Origin of the sequence: Rhodococcus sp. NPDC057014 (assembly GCF_042673295.1) — a bacterium.
In the GTDB taxonomy this organism is placed as follows: Bacteria; Actinomycetota; Actinomycetes; order Mycobacteriales; family Mycobacteriaceae; genus Rhodococcus_F.
Window position 1 is genome coordinate 1 of record NZ_JBHUSF010000062.1, and the last position, 17,453, is coordinate 17,453.

At 61.0% G+C, this 17,453-nt stretch carries 14 protein-coding genes and 2 pseudogenes; 1 reads left to right on the forward strand and 15 read right to left on the reverse strand.

Annotated elements, in window-relative coordinates; genetic code table 11:
• From fgd to ACFTZB_RS15155, 12 genes and pseudogenes are all read right to left on the reverse strand, one after another.
• Nucleotides 1-746, reverse strand: a 746-nt coding sequence (gene fgd / locus ACFTZB_RS15100) for a glucose-6-phosphate dehydrogenase (coenzyme-F420) (protein ID WP_378432617.1), incomplete at its 3' end; no start/stop codon positions are given.
• Nucleotides 747-748: 2 nt separating this feature from the next.
• A pseudogene (locus tag ACFTZB_RS15105) lies at nt 749-1,053 on the reverse strand (6-phosphogluconate dehydrogenase); the annotation flags it as partial.
• Nucleotides 1,028-1,639 (reverse strand): annotated as a pseudogene (locus tag ACFTZB_RS15110) (IS5 family transposase); the annotation flags it as partial. The pseudogenes ACFTZB_RS15105 and ACFTZB_RS15110, both read right to left, overlap by 26 nt.
• Nucleotides 1,640-1,869: 230 nt before the next feature.
• On the reverse strand, nt 1,870-2,544 hold the full coding sequence (locus ACFTZB_RS15115) for an enoyl-CoA hydratase-related protein (protein WP_378432618.1): 675 nt from the start codon (nt 2,542-2,544) through the stop codon (nt 1,870-1,872).
• Nucleotides 2,544-3,275 carry a nitroreductase gene (locus ACFTZB_RS15120; protein WP_378432619.1) on the reverse strand — a complete coding sequence of 244 codons (732 nt, stop codon included), beginning with the start codon at nt 3,273-3,275 and terminating at the stop codon, nt 2,544-2,546. Before ACFTZB_RS15120 ends, ACFTZB_RS15115 begins: the two co-directional genes overlap by 1 nt.
• Nucleotides 3,276-3,401: 126 nt before the next feature.
• Nucleotides 3,402-4,370, reverse strand: a complete 969-nt coding sequence (locus tag ACFTZB_RS15125; protein WP_378432620.1) for an NADPH:quinone oxidoreductase family protein — start codon at nt 4,368-4,370, stop codon at nt 3,402-3,404.
• Between the two features lie 1,301 nt (nt 4,371-5,671).
• The gene (locus ACFTZB_RS15130) at nt 5,672-6,661 is read right to left on the reverse strand and encodes an alpha/beta fold hydrolase (RefSeq protein WP_378432621.1); all 990 of its coding nucleotides are present in this window, start codon (nt 6,659-6,661) and stop codon (nt 5,672-5,674) included.
• A gap of 148 nt (nt 6,662-6,809) precedes the next feature.
• Nucleotides 6,810-7,931 carry an alcohol dehydrogenase catalytic domain-containing protein gene (locus ACFTZB_RS15135; protein WP_378432622.1) on the reverse strand — a complete coding sequence of 374 codons (1,122 nt, stop codon included), beginning with the start codon at nt 7,929-7,931 and terminating at the stop codon, nt 6,810-6,812.
• Nucleotides 7,932-8,080: 149 nt separating this feature from the next.
• Nucleotides 8,081-8,935 carry a mycofactocin-coupled SDR family oxidoreductase gene (locus ACFTZB_RS15140; protein WP_378432623.1) on the reverse strand — a complete coding sequence of 285 codons (855 nt, stop codon included), beginning with the start codon at nt 8,933-8,935 and terminating at the stop codon, nt 8,081-8,083.
• Nucleotides 8,932-9,762, reverse strand: coding sequence for a mycofactocin-coupled SDR family oxidoreductase (locus ACFTZB_RS15145; protein WP_378432624.1), 831 nt, complete (start codon nt 9,760-9,762; stop codon nt 8,932-8,934). Before ACFTZB_RS15145 ends, ACFTZB_RS15140 begins: the two co-directional genes overlap by 4 nt.
• Nucleotides 9,763-9,777: 15 nt before the next feature.
• A complete protein-coding gene (locus ACFTZB_RS15150; RefSeq protein ID WP_378432625.1) occupies nt 9,778-11,505 on the reverse strand; it encodes a thiamine pyrophosphate-binding protein in 1,728 nt (575 codons plus the stop codon).
• Nucleotides 11,506-11,576: 71 nt separating this feature from the next.
• Nucleotides 11,577-13,313 carry an FAD-dependent monooxygenase gene (locus ACFTZB_RS15155; RefSeq protein ID WP_378432626.1) on the reverse strand — a complete coding sequence of 579 codons (1,737 nt, stop codon included), beginning with the start codon at nt 13,311-13,313 and terminating at the stop codon, nt 11,577-11,579.
• Between the two features lie 113 nt (nt 13,314-13,426).
• Here ACFTZB_RS15155 and ACFTZB_RS15160 point away from each other — a divergent pair, with 113 nt between their 5' ends.
• Nucleotides 13,427-14,404, forward strand: coding sequence for a LysR family transcriptional regulator (locus tag ACFTZB_RS15160; RefSeq protein ID WP_378432627.1), 978 nt, complete (start codon nt 13,427-13,429; stop codon nt 14,402-14,404).
• A 285-nt stretch (nt 14,405-14,689) separates the two neighbouring features.
• Here the strand turns inward: ACFTZB_RS15160 and ACFTZB_RS15165 are convergent, their stop codons facing one another.
• The 3 genes from ACFTZB_RS15165 to ACFTZB_RS15175 form a co-directional block, all read right to left on the reverse strand.
• Complete coding sequence (locus ACFTZB_RS15165; protein WP_378432628.1) at nt 14,690-15,019, reverse strand: cupin domain-containing protein; 330 nt, start codon at nt 15,017-15,019, stop codon at nt 14,690-14,692.
• 347 nt (nt 15,020-15,366) lie between these two features.
• Nucleotides 15,367-17,019: a long-chain fatty acid--CoA ligase gene (locus ACFTZB_RS15170; protein WP_378432629.1), complete on the reverse strand. Its 1,653-nt coding sequence runs from the start codon at nt 17,017-17,019 to the stop codon at nt 15,367-15,369.
• A 43-nt stretch (nt 17,020-17,062) separates the two neighbouring features.
• Nucleotides 17,063-17,401: an EthD family reductase gene (locus ACFTZB_RS15175; protein WP_378432630.1), complete on the reverse strand. Its 339-nt coding sequence runs from the start codon at nt 17,399-17,401 to the stop codon at nt 17,063-17,065.
• Nucleotides 17,402-17,453: the final 52 nt, after the last annotated feature.

The following is a 17,453-nucleotide window of genomic DNA, read 5'->3' on the forward strand; positions in this document are numbered from 1 at the left end:
AACGGCGCCCAGAACCGCGTGTTCTCGAGCGCCAACTCCGGATCCGTGTCGTACGAAATCTTGATCTCGATCATCTTGTCGATCTCCGCCACATCCCGCTCGGCCTTGGCCGCCCCCTCCGCGACCGCAGGCATCAACTTCTCCGTGTACAACTCCATGCCCTTACCGGACGTGCAGATGAACCCGTCACCGCTGCGACCGGCGTACCGGGCCACCACCGGGCCGCCCGCGGCGATGTACACCGGGATCCCGCCCTCGGGCACGTCGTAGATCGACGCCCCCTTCGTGGAGAAGTAGTCACCCTCGAAATCGACCCGGTCACCGAGCCAGAGCTCCCGCATCAACCGGACCGCTTCCCGCAGCCGCGCGAACCGCTCCTTGAATTCCGGCCACTGACCGGCGAAACCGGTCGCGATCTCGTTCAGTGCCTCGCCGGTACCGACACCGAGCATGATCCGCCCCGGGTACAGACACCCCATCGTCGCGAACGCCTGCGCCACCACCGCCGGGTTGTACCGGAACGTCGGCGTCATCACCGACGTCCCCAACTGCAACCGTGACGTGCGCTCCCCCACCGCCGTCATCCACGCCAGCGAGAACGGCGCATGACCACCCTCGTGCCGCCACGGCTGGAAATGATCCGACACCGTCGCCGAATCCATGCCGTGCCGCTCCGCCAGCACACCCAGCTCCACCAACTCCCGCGGACCGAACTGCTCCGCAGACGCCTTGTAACCCAACTTCATCACTACACCACCTTCATTTCACGGACCTGATGTTCCCCGAGCTGGTGCCCCAGGGCCGACACCGCCTTCATCGTCGGCGAATCCGATTGTCGGGAGGCGAATCGCGCGAACAATGCGGCCGACATGACCGGAACCGGAGCCGGCACCATACGGGGGATAGCCTCCTGGAGGGTCCAACGCCCCTCCCCCGAGCTCGGTGTACCCGGACAGCGAACTCAGTCCCTGGGACTTGCCGAAGTGCAGCCACCCGAAGTTCGAGTAGCCAGGACCGCATCACGGTTCCCTTCTGCCATAGACCAACCACACCGGTGAATGTCGTAGTCGTAACCCTCGTCGGCACGAAGCTTTCCCCGCGCCGAGACTTCGTTGCCGGAATCGCTGCCACCAATAGTTGCAGCATCGTGATGTCCAAGGGTGTTCGCCCGGTCACGTACACGACCAGTGGGATTCTATTTGCTTCGGACAGGACGCGCATCGTCGAGCCCTTCTTGCCACGGTCGACCGGGCTAGGATCGGTAAGCGAGCCCCCATTTTCGCCCGCACGCTTGCCGCGTCCAGGATCGCTGCCGTCCAGTCGAGTTCGCCCGCGCTAGCGAGCCGATCGAGCACCTCGAGATGGAGCTTCACAAACACCCCATCCCACACCCAGGCACTTATCCGTCGATGCGCGGTCGGCACGGTCCCCCGCATGAAGGCGGCAGGTGCCGCCACGCACATCCGCTGGTGAGCACGTACACGATCGCGGTGAACAGCGCCCGATCGTCCGCCGGCGCACAACCACCTCCCTGCGGCGCGGGCGACAAACGTGGAATCAATGGTTCAGCTATCTCCCACAACGCATCCGGAACCAACCTCAGTGACAACCCGTCTACACGCGTCGCATTATGTCCCACACATCACTTCACCCACATGAGACACGCTCTTAACGAGCTTCCCGACGCGAAGCGGTGAGCACCGACAACGATCCGAGCGCTCACCGATTCCTCAGCCCGACTCCATCGATAGGCCCACACGTGCGGCCTGGCTCATCGACCGCTCCAGGCAGGTCGGCGCTTCTCCAGGAACTCATTAATTCCTTCCCGAAAGTCCGCTGATGCCGTAGCTCGCGACTCGGCTTCAGCAGTCAGTTCCCATCCACGCTCATCACCGTCATGCAGCGTTGCTTCCACCGCCCGCAGTGTCGCTTGCACGCGACCGGGGAGTTAGCTGCGATTTGGGCAGCCGTCGCCAGCGCTGCCTCCTCGGCGTGGCCGGCAGCAACGACTTCGTGCACGAGTCCGACCGACTGTGCTCGGCCGGGACCGAACGGCCGACCGGTGAGAAGGAGCGCTTTGGCAAGGTGGGGCGATAGCGCGGGCTGACCACGAAATCGTGCGCCAGCGTTGGCAACTACACCGTGAGTGACTTCCGGTAGCGCGAATCGAGCGGAATGGCTGGCTACCACTATGGCGCACGTCAGGACAAGCTCGAATCCTCCACCGTAGGCGGAGCCCTCCACTGGTGCGACCAACGGTGTGGTTCGCCTTCTCGAGATCACCCCGTACGTGCCGCCGCGGACGGTCGGAGCCCCTGGACCATCCGCAAGATCCGTTCCAGCGCCAAAGACATCATCCCCACCGCTCAGTACTCCGCACCAGAGGTCAGGGTCGTTGTCCAGTTCATTGAACGCAGCATCAAGGCCTGCAAGCATCGCCGCGTCCACAGCGTTCCGCTTGTCCGGGCGCTCCATTCGGATGAGAAACACCCGACCGTGGCGTTCAGTACTTACCCGATAGTCGTCGTTCGAGAATTCAGGCATCAACTGTCGATCCAGTCGATGACCTGGTCAATCGGTGCACGTGTGGTCCTATAGCTGTTAGTTGGGTGCTCGATATCGGGGTAACCGAAGGAAATTCCACACACGATGGTGCGATCTTCCCGTAGGTCCAGCTGCTCCCTCAGCACACTCGGGTACATCGCAAGTGCCGCCTGCGCGATTGTTCCGACACCGTGTGCCGCCGCAGTGAGCAGGAAAGTACTCACGTAGCCTCCACAATCCACCGCACCATAGGGACCCAAAGCCTCGTCGGTATGAATGATCGCGACATGAGGCGCGCCGAAGAAGTTGAAATTCTCCAGTGTCTGCTGCATCTGGCGGGTGCGATCTCCGCGCTCTATCCCCAACGCGTTGTAGAGCTGGAATCCGCTCTCGCGGCGGCGGTCGCGGTGTACGCCCCGATACTCTCGGGGGAAAGGAATGTCCGTTTCCTCAGCCCCACCGCTAATCGCTGCGTCGGTGAGGGCGGCGCGAAGCCGATCGGTCCCTACTCCGCGTGTGATCGCGACTTTCCAGGATTGGCTGTTGCACCATGACGCTGTCAACTGGGCCGTTCGAAGGATCCGGTCGAGCGTGTACTCGGCGACCGGATCGGGATGGAACGAGCGGTAGCTCACTCGCACGGCAAGGAGGTGCTCCAGGGTTTCTGCAGCACTGTCCGGAAGTTGTTGAGAACGACGGGTTTCTACGACGGACCGAGTATCACTGTTCATGTGATTGCGCCTTCCTGTTAAGTTTGTCCGTGCATCGATGCCAAACCTGGGCAATGTGAGGTCAGCAGCCAATAGCGATGCGCTCGGCGAGTTTGGTGGGCTTGGTTCCTGCGCAGCTCTGGGCCGTTATCGCAGGTTGAGTGCGACTTTTCCTGTGGCGCGACGGTCTTCTATCGAAGCAAGGGCCTCGACAGCGTCGTCGATTGCATAGACGGTCGGCTCGGGAACCTGCATCGCCCCTGAAGCCAGCAAAGGCTGGAGCTTCTCCCACTGTCGTGCGAGGTAGTCCGGGTGCTCGCGGACGTATTCGGCCCATCCGGCGCCCACCACAGAAATGTTCCTCAAGAGCAGTCTGTTCACCTTGACCGTTGGGATGTCACCCGCAGCGAAGCCTAGTACCACGGCGCGGCCATTGGTTGCGAGAGAGCGTGAGCTGTCGGTGAAGCGGTCGCCGCCAACCGGGTCGAGGACAATATCGACGCCTCGATCTCCAGTCAGCTTTCGGACCTCGTCTTTGAATCCGTCAGCGAGGACAATATGCCTGGCGCCGTTTGCCTTCGCGACGAGCGCCTTGTCCTCGCTGCTGACCACTGCGCATGTCTCGAGGCCCAGGGCAGACGCGACCTGCAATGCTGCGGTGCCAACGCCACCGGCGGCACCATGCACAAGAATGCTCTCGCCTTCGTGGGAGTGGGCTCGCTCGTCAAGCGCGAAGTGCACGGTGAGGTAGTTCATGAGGAAGCCCGCGCCGGCGGCGATCGATACCGAATCTGGAAGCGGAAAAACCATACTCGGATGCACGGCAACTGTCTGCTGCCATGATCCGTCAAAGCACAGAACTGCCACTCGCTGTCCGACACTCAACCCGGTTCGCTCCGGAGCCGACCGCACAGTGCCGGCGCCTTCAACTCCTAGGATTGACGGCAAGGGTTTAACCACCTGGTAACTGCCGGTGCACTGGAGCAGGTCCGGATAGGACACTCCAGCTGCGTAGAGATCCACTACAACCAGATCATCGACATGTTCAGGCTCGGGTATGTCGGAGATGCGTATCCCCGTCAGTCCGACCGATGCGACGAGTTGTACTGCTCTCATTATCTTCCTCCGTGCGATGTGATCTCAGGCGCACCGGCCGACGGCGGGTCCTGACGCCTACGCGTCACCGTGACGCTGCATGGGTCAGTGCTAGAGGGTTCAAGCCCACGCCCGCCCACAGACTACTTAGCAAGCGCTAGATAATCCAATGCGAGACCGCCACGTGCCACGAATTGCAGTCTCCGACCAAGGCCAACCCCACGACTGCCCGCTAATCACCATGACCAGCCCATCACGTACACAACTGAATCGTCGGGCAACTCCTGTGCCTCGTGAGTCGAAATCCACACGCGTCGTCCCCTACGATCTCAGAGGTTCAGTCGTCAGGGGAAAGGCTGCCACCGACTGCAGAATTCTCGGGGTTCCGCATCTGTTCCAGGCCAATAGCAGGTCATTGTACAGGACAGATTTGACATCTTGAACAATCTGTTGCTCAACATGATTGGGATTGAGCGCTGTCGCGAGGAGCTCCAAGAACCTGGCCCTATTCACTCCGAAGGTCACGAGGAGGTCTTCTGGGGCGGATCCGCCATACGGGGCCCACACGATGGCGAAAGCGACGACAGCGCGACTGGAGGTGGATAGAGAGTGGACAGTGTCGAGGTAGCGGCAGATGACGAGTGCCCGCTGGACCCAGATCCGGTCGAATCTGCTCGTTGGTTCTTTTAGTACCTCGGTGGCGAAATCGGGTGCAGAAGAGTCTGGTTGGGCCTCTGCTCTTGATGGGCGGGTTTCATTCATGGCCTGGCTGCACGATTCTGTTCGGTGTGCGAAGAGTGGGTCTGACTTCAGCGCCGATTCGCCTCGATTGCGTGGCTGGAGGTTCTCGCGCTGCCGAGGACCGGATAGCGAGCCATCGTGGTTTTGTGGCTCCTCGCTGTCGAGGGCGACCTGACGGGGTGATAGCCGCGTCGACCTCTTCCCGCGTCATCCCGGCCCTCGACTAACGAGGCAGTGGACGTCGCGATCCACGGAGTCGCGCATCGGCCAACGTCTGCCCGGTCGCGAGCGCAGGGCGGTTACTCACTGCCTGCGCGTACACCCCATCGGTGCCACCACTATGGAATAGGCCGCCCTCGATCACCCCGAATGCGTTGTTCGCCCGCGCCTTACCAGCGCTGTGTCAGTGGCGGCATGAGATATAGACGGCGTTTGCCGTTCCTCGCTCGCTATACGGCTATGTTTCTCACCTAGCTCTCATCTGTCCCGACTGTACCGACAAGGCGCACAAGTCACGAAAGCGAGAGTGGCGGTATTGATCACGGACCTCTTGGCGCAACCGGAGGCGAGACGCGATCGACTTACGTGGGGAGTTTGATTTCGTCGAGAAATTCGAGCACAAGGGCGCTTACTTGGTCCGGCGCCTCCTGCTGAATCCAATGGCCGATACCCGGAAGGATATGTGCGCCACGAGGGTCAGTGCATCGCGAGAGGGGCTCGGCAAAGGAGTCGTAGCCGAACAGCGCTCGCGATGAATCACGATTCCCACCAACAAACATGGTGGGGACTTCAATCTGCTGGCTTGCGTACTCCGCAAGGTCATAGTGGTCCAGAGTAACTGCCGGGTACGCGCTTACCGGCCCCGCCAATCCCCCTGCCGTGAGTTCGTCGACGAAGAACTGGAAGTCGTCGTCGTTGAGCCAGTCAGGCAAAGAGCTGGGCTCTTCAAGTCCTGAGAGGAGAGATTTCGAACCTGCCGGTCGAACCAGCATGCTGTCGTCGTCCGGGTGCGTTCCCGACAGCCAGTGGAAGGCCAACTTCAGAAACCGCGGAATATCCGACTCCAGTTCGCGACTGGCGGTCTCGACGTCGTGGAAGTACTCCATGTAAAAGAGATTGTCCGGGTAGACGCTCTTCATGACGTCGAGGGGATCTGCAGGGAATGGATGCAGCGTGGGGACGCTTAGGAGAACCAGGCCGCGAATCCTGTCCGGATAGAGTAGGGCGGTCTTCTGCGCCACTACAGCCCCCACGTCGTGCCCGATCAAGACTGCTTGCGGGGCTCCTGCGTCATCAATGACAGCGATCACATCCGCCGCGGTCTCACGACTGATGTACGCATCGCCACTGGTGGGCTTATCCGAGTTGCCATATCCACGGAGGTGGATAGCGACCGCCGAGTAACCTGCCTCAGCGACCGCGTCGATCTGATGGCGAAACGAGTACCAGCTTTCCGGGAAGCCGTGAACCATGAGGACCATCGGCCCGTCGCCCTTGCTGGTATAAGCGATCGACGTCCCATCATCGCGCTGGACCGATCGATGCACGAAGCCGTCATTCTTGAATTCCACTGCGATCTCCTTATTCGTGGAGTGTGATCACTGCTTGCGCAGCAGTAGAGCGATTGTGTCCTCACGGTCTGTTCGACCGACGGTCGGCGGCACTCTGACTCGTCCCCTGCTTGACGACATCACCTGGCGGCATTGCCCGAGATGATCGTCAGAGTTGGGGGTTCACCACAAAGTTGTCGAAACCTCCGTTGCCCTTCTTAACGACCGTTTGAATTGCTTCGTTGACCTTCTCGAGGGGAAATACTCTGTGCTCGAGGTGGCTCAGGTTGAGCAACTCGGTCGCGGCGAGGGCTGCCATCTCTTCTGCCTGTTCGGTAGTGAACCAGATAGAACCGTAGATGTGCTGCTCTCGCTCCATTAGCTCATGCATCGTGATCGGGACGGCTCCGCCAACCGCTCCGATATTAACGAGTGAGCCCCCGCGGCCGAGTGCAGCAAGTGCCTCGAGAAACGGCTCGGCGGGACTTCCGTTGGCCAGGCAGTCGACCACCGTGTCAACACCGACTCCGTCAGTGAGCTCTGCCGCGTAGTCGGCGAGACTCTGTGTTGCCTCCGCTTTGGTATACACAGCGATTCGGTCGGGTGCGATTTCCTTCACCCGTTCGAGTTTGGCTGCATCACGACCTGTCCCGATGATGAGTCCAGCCCCCATGGCAAGCGCCAACAGCGCGACACCCAGTCCGAGAGTTCCGCTGACTCCGTTGACAAGCACAACATCGCCGGGTCTGACCCCTGCCTTCTTCAGCGCCCGGAATCCGGTCCCGAGGTACCCGAATCGGCACGCTTCTTCAAACGACACACTGTCGGGAAGTGCGACGAGACTGTACTGCGGAGCAGCCAGGTACTCACACAAGCCGCCATGCGGGTAGTCGGACACCATCTCGCGGGATTTGGGTGTGAACCCGAAGTAGCCGTTGAAGAGGTAGTATTCGCAGTGCGCCGTTCTGCCGGCACGGCACGCCCGGCAGGCCCCACAGTAGCGAGCAGGGTTTACGTAGACGCGATCGCCGACGTTCATCCCCCTCACCTGATCACCCTTGACTGCGATTACGCCGGCAGCGTCCAGTCCGAATACCGCTGGCAATGGCGGAAGCGAGCCGTTGGGTGCCACTTCGTCGAATGCAGTGAGGATGTTCGCCAAGTTCGGCACGATGCCACAAGCTTCGACACGTACAAGCACATCGGTGGGACGAAGGGATGGAATTTCCACATCGTCGATGCGAAGTGGGCTGTGCGAGTCATGGAGCCGAGCCGCGCGCATCGTTGTCATTGTTTTCTCCTGTCACTGCATGAGCGCGGGAAAGCAGCTCACGATTGAACGGCGCGGGTGCACCGAACATGTAGCATTGAAAGGGGCTTGGCGGCAAGTGCCCACCCAAACCCTGTTCGGTCTGACTCGATCTGTGTGCGTCGTCAAGATCATCGCGACAGCAGACCGACATCGATCGGGAGCGTTACACCGGTGATATACCGGCCACTGTCACAGCACAAGAACAACACCGCCTCGCTGATATCGCTGGGTTCGGACCACGGAACCGGCATCTGGTGCATGTTCAGGGAACGTTCGGCGAAGTCGTCCTTGGTTGGGTTCTCGAGTTCAGGAGCAAAGACTCGGAACATGCTCTCATGCATGATCATTGGAGTGTTAACCTGAGAGGGATGCAGGGTATTGACGCGAATCCTGTGCGGGCCAAGTTCGCCGGCCAGCACCTTCATCAATCCGACCACGCCATGCTTCGACGCTGCGTATGCCGTCGTGTTGTTGTTTCCACTCAGGCCCAGAACGGAACTGGTGATGATGATGGACCCACCTCGACCACCTTCGATGAGGTGCGGGATGCTCGCGTTGCACGTGTTCCACACACCGGTGAGATTGATGTCGATCACCGTGCTCCACATTTTCGACGACATCAGATGCGCCGGATCTGTATAGGCGACACCGGCATTGGCAACGACGATGTCGAGCCGTCCGAGTTCGGACACTGCAGCCCGCACCACATCGCGCATCCGTGATGCATCACGCACGTCGACGACGCCTGCAATCACCTTGCGGCCGAGTGCTTCGACTTGGCGGATCGTCTCAGCCAGATCGCCTTGAGTTGCTGTCTTGTAACGCAATCCCGGGATCTGCCGGTCGATGTCGATCGCGATGATGTCGGCACCCTCACGCGCGAGGTGAACAGCATGACTGCGACCTTGACCGCGTGCTGCGCCGGTCACGAGGGCGACTTGACCCTCCAGCCTTTCTCGTCTCGGTTCCTGTGCAGCAATCATCGGCCGATCACTCCTCCGTCGATAGGTACCGCTACTCCGGTGATGTACTTGGCATCGTCGGAGGCGAGAAAGGCGACAGTCCCGCTGACGTCACCGGCTTCCAGATATGGGATCCCCATTGGGTGGGTGCGACGGCTGGCATCGGCCCATTCGTCGAACCCAGGCGATTCGCGATCGGGCAGCAAGAGGTGATACATCGAACTGTTCCGGGTCATGTCGGTATCGACGGTTGTGGGGTTCACGGTGTTGACACGAATGCCAATCGGTGCCAGTTCCTTTGCCAGACTGCGCATTAGACCCACGAGTCCGTGGCTGGCAGCGACGTACGCAGCAAGGTTGGCCGATCCCTTCAAACCGCCGACGGAACTGGTGATGACGATCGAGCCGCCCCCGGCATTCATCAAGTGTGGAATGGCAGCCCGGCAGGTGTGCCAGGCTCCGGTCAGATTGATGTCGATGGTTTCTGCCCATGTCTCGTCGCTGAGATCAGACGTTGCCGCGATCGTCCGAATGCCGGCATTCGCGCAGACGACGTCGAGTCGTCCCAGCTGGCTCACGCCGTCGGCGGTAACGGTGGTGATCTCATCGATATTGCGCACGTCCACTTGTGCGGTCACGATCTTGCCGCCAGCGGATCTGACGGCATCTGCGGTTTCCTCGAGGTCGTCGAGTGTTGCTCCTGGATACGGGGTGTTGGCGATATCCGCACAAGCGTCCAGCGCGATGATGTTGGCGCCTTCCGTCGCGAGGCGGATCGCGTGGCTGCGGCCTTGCCCGCGGGCCGCGCCGGTGACCAGGGCGACCTTGTTTTCCAGACGTTTAGTCATTGCGTGCTCCTTCCTTCACCGGCTTGTCGACGGGCTGTCGGTCAGTGCCGCACTGCTCGATGCCACCGACGAATCAGCTTGCGCTGCGTCGCGCATGAACCGCCTGGTCACTGGCGCAATTTCGATGGCGGTGGTCGCGACGTTCACGCATGCCGGCATACCTGATGCCAGTGCGCGTTCGAGTGCCGGTGCGAGTTCGTCGAGCTTCTCTACGTATTCGGCATGTGCTCCGAAGCCGGAGGCCGCGATGTCGTAGCGCGTGTCACGTAGGTCGACGGCCAGGCGCGGAGTCGATCCCCAGAGCAGTTCCTGGCCGTGTGCCGACATCGTCCACTGCCGATCGTTGTTGACGACCACGACGATCGGCAGGTTGTGGCGGACCATCGTGTCGAACTCGGCGAAATTGAAACCGACTGCACCGTCTCCGACCCACACCACGACCCGCTTGTCGGGGTAGGCGATCTGTGCGCCGATCGCCAGGGGCATTCCTTCCCCCATGATTCCGAGGTATCCGTGTCCGAACCACTGGCCAGCGGTGTCGCTTGTGGCAGCGGCGTCAAGCCACGAGGGTGTTTCACCGCCGTCGGCCACCAGTACGGTGTCGGCGGGTAGAAATGAGGCAAGCGCGGCGCCCACTAATCCCGGCGTGAGGACTCCGTCGGCTTCGGATCCCGCGTTCCGCTTCCTCTCACTCGGCGACGTCAATGACGCTGCCCAGTTCGAATAGTCGGGCCACGTCGCATCGTCCGCGTCTAGCAGTGCTGACAGCATTTCTCGGCAATCGGATGTGATGCCGAGATGCACGTCGTGGAGGCGGCCCATCTCTTCAGGCTCTACATCAACCTGGATCACGCGAGCTGATGTCGGGATCACGGAGTTGTGTCGTCCCCCGGTGTAGATACCTACTCGAGCGCCCAGTAGCACCACGACGTCTGCCTCGCCGTGCCCTCGTGCCTTTGCCGCGCCCAGCGCACTGAATCCGCGGCCCCACAACGGACTTGTCGTAGGGATGACACCGCGGGACTTGTTGTTGGTCAGTACCGGAATACCCGTGCGTTCGACGAACTCGACGAGAAGGTTGGACGCTCCGCTTCGAACGACGCCTCCACCCGCCAGAATGACTGGCCGCGAAGCGCCTCGAAGCAGCGAAAGCGCTTCCAGTACGGCAGGCCTCGAGGGGGCAGCGGGAGCGACTCGCATTGCTCCATTCGGAAAGACCACATCCGCTTCCTCGATCTGGTCGAACAAGACGTCGGACGGGAGATCGAGATACACCGGTCCGGGCCGGCCTTCTTTCGCGATTCGAAACGCGCGGCCGACCAGCTCGGCGAGAAGGCTGATGTGTGTGATGCGTAGGGAGTGCTTGGTGACACCGGCCATGACCGCAAGCTGATCGATGCCGCTGTTCGCCGGCAATGCGTCAACGTCGTTCAGGGGTGGCGCCCCCCCGAGAATGACCAGAGGTACACCGTCTGCCAAGGCATTGGCAGCTGCGGACACGACGTTGGTCACGCCGCCTCCCGCGGTGATCAGCGCAATACCGACCTTGCCGGTTGCATGCGCCAACCCCATTGCCGCAAGTCCTGCAGCCTGCTCATGTCGAGTGTCGATCAGGCGGATGCCCAGACTGTCAGCAGCTCGAAGCACTGAGTCCAGGTGCCCTCCGTGCAAAGTGAAAATAGTGTCTATTCCGAATCCTTGCAGTGTCTTTGCGAGAACCAAGCCGCCATCAATGTGTGCCACATCTACTCCTCGTCCTTACGGACTTATTTCGTCGCTAACAGAGATCTAGTCGGTCGAGCCGTGTCGATTTGTCACCCTCCAGAACTGGAAGTCACAGGCAACGGCGACGGGGCGAGTTCACTCTCACCGCTCGTGTGTTGCGTTTCGTCGACTCGTCCGACCCCCCGCACAAGGTCCACGATGCGTTCAGGATCGTCGGGTTGGTTGTGTGCGCGCCAGGCGACGTGGCCGTCCGGTCGGACCAGCACGAAGTGAGCTTCGTATGCCCTCATGAGGTCATCCCTCACCGGACCAAAATCATAGCAAAGGACTGCCAGGGGAAGTCCAGCATTCTGGGCGGCTTCGGACAGTGCCTGCGCGTCACCTGCAGGCCTGCCGATGATCAACAGAGTGAAGCCGGGACCGAATAAGTCGAGCGTCGACCTGCCGGGTTCTACCCACACATGAGGTGCCCGGTGACCTGGCGCCGCTGTCGGTACGTACGACGTGACGTCGTCGGGGAGGGGCCGCGATCCATCCGGAATGACCACCGGCGATCGGTCATAGCGATAGCCCAGAGCGGCCGGCACGGCGTTGTACTCCCGACTGAACGTGGTCAGCAAGGTTTCCGCGAGCAGGGTGCGGCCCTCGTGTTCTGCCGAGCCACCCTGCTCAATGAGATCCCACGAACTTTGGAACCTGTGCTTGGTTGCCACCCAATCCTTATAAACACCACTCGCAAAGCTGCTTGTTCGAGTTACTGCGGCGCGCCGTTCGATGTCGTAGCTGTCCAGAAGTCCTTCGCCGCCCCAGCCCGCTAGTACTGCATCGAGCTTCCAGCCGAGGTCCAGCGAGTCACCGACGCCTGTGTTCATCCCCATTCCGCCGGTGGTGGGCATGGTGTGGGCTGCGTCCCCTGCGAGAAACACCCTTCCCACTCGAAAGGCTTCCGCGAGGGTCTCACGGCTCGACCAGGGCATCACGGGAGTCAGCAGTTCTATGTCAGCGTCTGGTAGGCCTGCCAAACTGCGGATGATCTCCTTCATCTGCTCGTCCGTCTTCTCGCCACCCCCAACCATCACCGTCAAGCGGTACGTTCCCCGGCCATCGAACGGGAGTAGGGAGACCGACATTCCGTCCCGTTCAAGAACCGTGAAGCGTCCGAAGCTGCCGGTCAGAGGCAAGGCACTGAGTTCGGGACACCGAAAGATGATCTCGGCCGAGCTCCCGAGCACGGGGGACTTGACGGTGGGAACTCCGAGTGCGCGCCGAACGCTGCTTCGTGCCCCATCGGCGGCCACGAGGTAGGAGCCCTGAACGGCGACCGTGGCACCGTTCGGTGTACGGACATCGACCCGAACGGCGTCTTCACCTTGCTCGAACCCGATCATCTCGTGATGGAGTCGGACGTCTACCGACGTCTGTCGTCTCGCGAAGTCGAGGAGAATGGGATTGAACCAAACTTGAGGGCATCGCTGAGCAAACGTAGGACTGCAGTCCGGGGGCGTCATCTCCGAGATTGCCGGCCAGTCGATCCGCGCGACCTCGTCGTCCTTCAGGTTGAACCCCCACACAACGTCCTGAGGATGCTCGGATGGCCAGCCGCAGTTGCGTAGGTCGGTCTCGATCCCCCAATGGCGAGCCAACTCCATGGTTCGAATGTTCACTGAATGAAGGCGAGCGTCGAACACAGCTCCGTCACCACGTTCCAGTAAGAGCACCGATCGGCCGCGACGGCCCAGATCGCCGGCCATCGCCGAACCGGTTGGTCCGGCCCCAACGATGACGATGTCGTAATGCTCTCGCACAGAACTGCTTTCGGTAGACACTGCTCTCCTTCCGCTGGCGGCAGCGGCGCCGCCGAGTACCTTTATGTATCGTGGGTCACAGTTCGTCTTCAAGCAAATTCATGTTAGTCATGTATAGAGTAAAATTTTCTGATGTGAAGGCAACCCTCAAACAAGTCGAGTACTTCGTCGCGGTCGCGGAGGATGGCTCCATCGTCGGAGCCTCGGTCCGATTCCACGTGTCGCAGTCCGCTCTCTCGATGGCGATATCTGATCTCGAGAAGAGGCTGGGGGTCCAGTTGTTCCACCGACGCCAGGCCAAGGGGATCGCACTCACCGCAGCTGGCCGTGAACTACTGATCAAGGCCCGCCGTCTGCTCGCGCAGGGAGAAGACTTCGAGCGATCGGCGCGCGAACTTTCCGGGACATTGTCGGGTCCGATGACAGTAGGGGTGCATCCGCCTCTCACCTCAGCGTTGCTGCCGCGCGTGATCCGCGGCTTCACCGAACTCCACCCCGAGGTCACGCTGTCCTCGTTGGAGGGATCGACCACCGAACTGCAGGACGCACTGACGACAGGGCACGTGGAACTCGCTTTGATCATCGATCTCGGGGTTCGCTCCGATCTGGTGCGTACGAAGCTGTTCACTGCGCGCCCTCGTATTCTGTTGCCTGCACACCATCGTCTCGGAGGTCAGGACTCTGTATCGCTGGCCGAGCTTGAGAGCGAACCGCTCGTCATGGTTGATGTGCCACCGAGTCAGCAGTTCTATCAATCGGCTCTGGACAGCCTGGGTGTGGCACCGACTGTGCGCTACAGAACCGGCAGTGTTGAAGGTGCCCGAGCGCTGGTCGGCGCCGGACTGGGGTGGTCCATCCTGATGCAGCGATCGGCTCATAGTTTGACGCACGAGGGGCGTCATGTCGTATCCCTGCCCATTACCGACGACATACCAACAGTCGACATAGCGCTGATTGGTGTACCAGGAGTGCTGACCGCACGCGCCGATGCGTTCGTATCGTTCTGCACCGAGCTGTTCTCGCCCACATCGAGCGACTTCGAGGCATGGACAGGGTTACCGGACGACGAACCGCATCCCCACCAGTCTGCAGGCTCTGACAATCGATGCTGAGCAACGTGACCGCGCCCAGGCAGTCCGCGCAGAACGGGTGCTACTCGGACACGTTTGGGCCGGTTGGCACCGCGATTCTGATCCTCTAACTGAAAGAGATATGCGAGCCAGCACCCCAAGATGACAGACCGCGAGACGTGGCGTGGTCGCCGGGCGAACCGGCACTGCGGAACGGGGCGCTCAGTCCGAGCCGGAATCACGGCAGCGTCGTGAATGATCGCTGGGTGGCACTTCCCGCGTCCAGACCGCGGAGTTGGTGCTCGCGCATGCCTTCCGGCCGCTCCGTCAGCGCTGCACACGGGATGCGGGGGTCGAAAGGACAAACGCCACGAATGCTGTCGTGTCCGACCTGTTTCGCCAGGCATGACGCGCACCAAGTTGCACAAAAGTGTCTCCCGCTCGAAGAAGGGTCTCGTTGCCGTCGTCAATCTCGAGCACGATTTCTCCGTCCAGAACGATTCCGAAGTCGACAGTGTCAGTTCTGTGCATTCCAGGAGCATCCGGTTCCATACTGGAAACTAAATCTGCAGCGTAGGCATTGAATTCAGCGCCTGCGGCGGCGCCATCGAAATCGGGCGCGAGAGCTACCGAGTCGGGTGCGTAGCCCACGATCATGAAGCTGCATCCACCTGGGGGCGGAAGTATGGGTCCTGTGAGCGAGGTTGGCTCCTCCCCTGCCGTGACGTGGGAATTGCCGTCCGATGTCATCCAGAGGCGAGTCATGCTCTGCCCGGGGAGATGTTCGAAGGAGTGCGATAGAGGGGCTGGTCCGTCGGAAAGGAACACCGCTTTTCCGTGCTCGTTCTCACCCACTACGACTCGTCTGATACTCATGTCCTCAAGTCTCCGTTCTGGCGTGCTTGTGCTTGCCACAAAGTCTGTGCGGCACCGTTGCCCAGCACACCCCGACATCGATGTGGGCCTACCGACGACAGCCGATAGGCCCACAGTCGACTTCGGTGTCATCCCTGGTCGGTAGGGGTGCCGTTCAGAAGCCGTTGCCTCAATTGCTTCTTGTCGAACTTTCCCGTACTGGTGCGCGGAATGGATGTGATCGTTTCGAACGCGTCCGGAAGCCACCATCGCGCTACGCGTTCACTGAGGAACGCTCGTAGTTCCTCGTCGGAAACTGCGCGATCCGTCACGACGAAAGCGTACGGCCGTTCACTCCACCTGTCGTCGGGGCGACCGACCACGGCCGCCTCCCGGATCGATTCGTGATCCATCAGTGCTGCTTCGAGATCCACCGAAGAAATCCACTCTCCGCCGGACTTGATCGCGTCCTTGGACCGGTCCGAGATTCTCAGCCACCCGTTGCTACTCACTGTGCCGACGTCCCCGGTTCGAAGCCAGCCGTCGTGGAACTTGTCCGACGTGCCGGGGGCGTTGAAGTACTCGGATGCCACTGTGGGGCCGCGTACTTCGATCTCACCGACGTCGATGCCGTCGTTGCGGAGGGTGACGTTGTCGGAGTCGACAACCCGCAACTCGTACAGCGGACTCAAGCGGCCGGCTGCTGACTGCTGGTCCCACATGGCCTTCTCCGACCGGCCTGCCACGCTGTCTTGAGAACCTACGGTTGCGCCGGGAAAGATTTCCGTCATACCCCAGCCCTGCACCATTTCGACGTCAAACTGCTTGCGGTAGGCCCGCATGAGCTCGGTGGGAACCTGGGTGCCGCCGGACAGGATTCGTCGCAGTGAAGACAGATTCACCTGGATGCCTTCGGCGGCAAGCTGGTCGCACCGCTTGAGAACGTCCATCCACACGGTTGGGACACCGCAGGACCACGTCACATTCTGCTGCTCTACAACCGTGATGACGGGATCCGGCTGTAGGAAGCGGCCCGGCATGACCAGGTCGGCCCCGCTCAATGCGCATACGAAGGGAAGCCCCCACCCCATTGCGTGAAACATGGGAACGATCGACAGCACACGGTCTGCGTTCGAGATACGGAAGGTCTCGGTGCCCGACATCGACAATGCGTGCAAGAGGATCGAACGATGCGAATAGAGAACACCTTTCGGGTCGCCTGTGGTGCCCGAGGTGTAACACAGCGCTGCCGCTGCCGTCTCGTCGAACTCCGGCCACTCGATGGTGGCCGGCGCCTGCGAAATCAGGTTCTCGTAGGAGATCGCTTCCTCGATCTCGACTCCCTCGGGCAGGTCACCGACCACGATCACATGCTCGACCCCGGGGCATTCGCGAAGGACTGGCGCGAACTGTTCGGCCAACGATGCGTCCAAGAGGATCACCCGGTCATCGGCATGCCTTACCGTGTAGCCGATCTGGTCGTTGTGCAGCCTCAGATTGATGGTGTGGAGGACGGCGCCGAGGCACATCACGCCGTAGTAGCACTCGAGGTGTTCTTGCGTGTTCCAAGCGAAGGTGCCGACCCGGTCACCGGGCTTGACGCCCAGCCCGGTCAAGGCGGCTGCGAGTCGGGTCGCTCGGTCTACGACGTCGGCGTAGGAAGCCGTTGTGACGGTGCCATCAGCCGCACGGACCGTGTCAACCTTGCTGTGCGGGTGTACGTCTCGCATCCGCCGCAGCAGGTGGTGCACGGTCAGGGGGAAATTCATCATCAGGCCCGGAATCGGTGTGCCCGCGTTCATCTCGTTGCTCGTCCAATCAAGTTTCGAAGTTCCCCGCGACAGCTCAGCTGTTGGTGGGGGTACCGATGACTTCTTCGCCGATCGCGACGGTCAGGGTGACACCGTACTTCTCGATGATGTCACCTGAACACGCCCGCATTTCTGCCCACTCCGGCGACTTCACGCACTCGTCGAAGGCAGCTTTAGTCGCGAACGCCATCTCGGCCACCCGGTAGTGCGCGGATTCCCCGCCGGCCAATCCTTCAGCGGTCAGAGTGGTCACGATGGATTCGAGATGGGGCACCGCCGAGGCCCTCGGCACGTGCGTCGCTGCGTAGTACTCTTCGAAACTTGCGACGTCCGATTCGGCCGGAGCGGACCAGAATGCATAAAGCTTGTACATGATTTCTCTCTTCTGTTACGGGTGGGCGGATGGATAGCGTGCGCTGTATCTA

Coding starts and splice junctions, on each gene's coding strand:
- ACFTZB_RS15145 (WP_378432624.1), bottom strand. CDS start 9,762: ATGACTAAACGTCTGGAAAACAAGGTCGCCCTGGTCACCGGCGCGGCC.
- ACFTZB_RS15170 (WP_378432629.1), bottom strand. CDS start 17,019: ATGAACGCGGGCACACCGATTCCGGGCCTGATGATGAATTTCCCCCTG.
- ACFTZB_RS15135 (WP_378432622.1), bottom strand. CDS start 7,931: ATGACAACGATGCGCGCGGCTCGGCTCCATGACTCGCACAGCCCACTT.
- ACFTZB_RS15125 (WP_378432620.1), bottom strand. CDS start 4,370: ATGAGAGCAGTACAACTCGTCGCATCGGTCGGACTGACGGGGATACGC.
- ACFTZB_RS15175 (WP_378432630.1), bottom strand. CDS start 17,401: ATGTACAAGCTTTATGCATTCTGGTCCGCTCCGGCCGAATCGGACGTC.
- ACFTZB_RS15165 (WP_378432628.1), bottom strand. CDS start 15,019: ATGATCGTGGGCTACGCACCCGACTCGGTAGCTCTCGCGCCCGATTTC.
- ACFTZB_RS15140 (WP_378432623.1), bottom strand. CDS start 8,935: ATGATTGCTGCACAGGAACCGAGACGAGAAAGGCTGGAGGGTCAAGTC.
- ACFTZB_RS15115 (WP_378432618.1), bottom strand. CDS start 2,544: ATGCCTGAATTCTCGAACGACGACTATCGGGTAAGTACTGAACGCCAC.
- ACFTZB_RS15120 (WP_378432619.1), bottom strand. CDS start 3,275: ATGAACAGTGATACTCGGTCCGTCGTAGAAACCCGTCGTTCTCAACAA.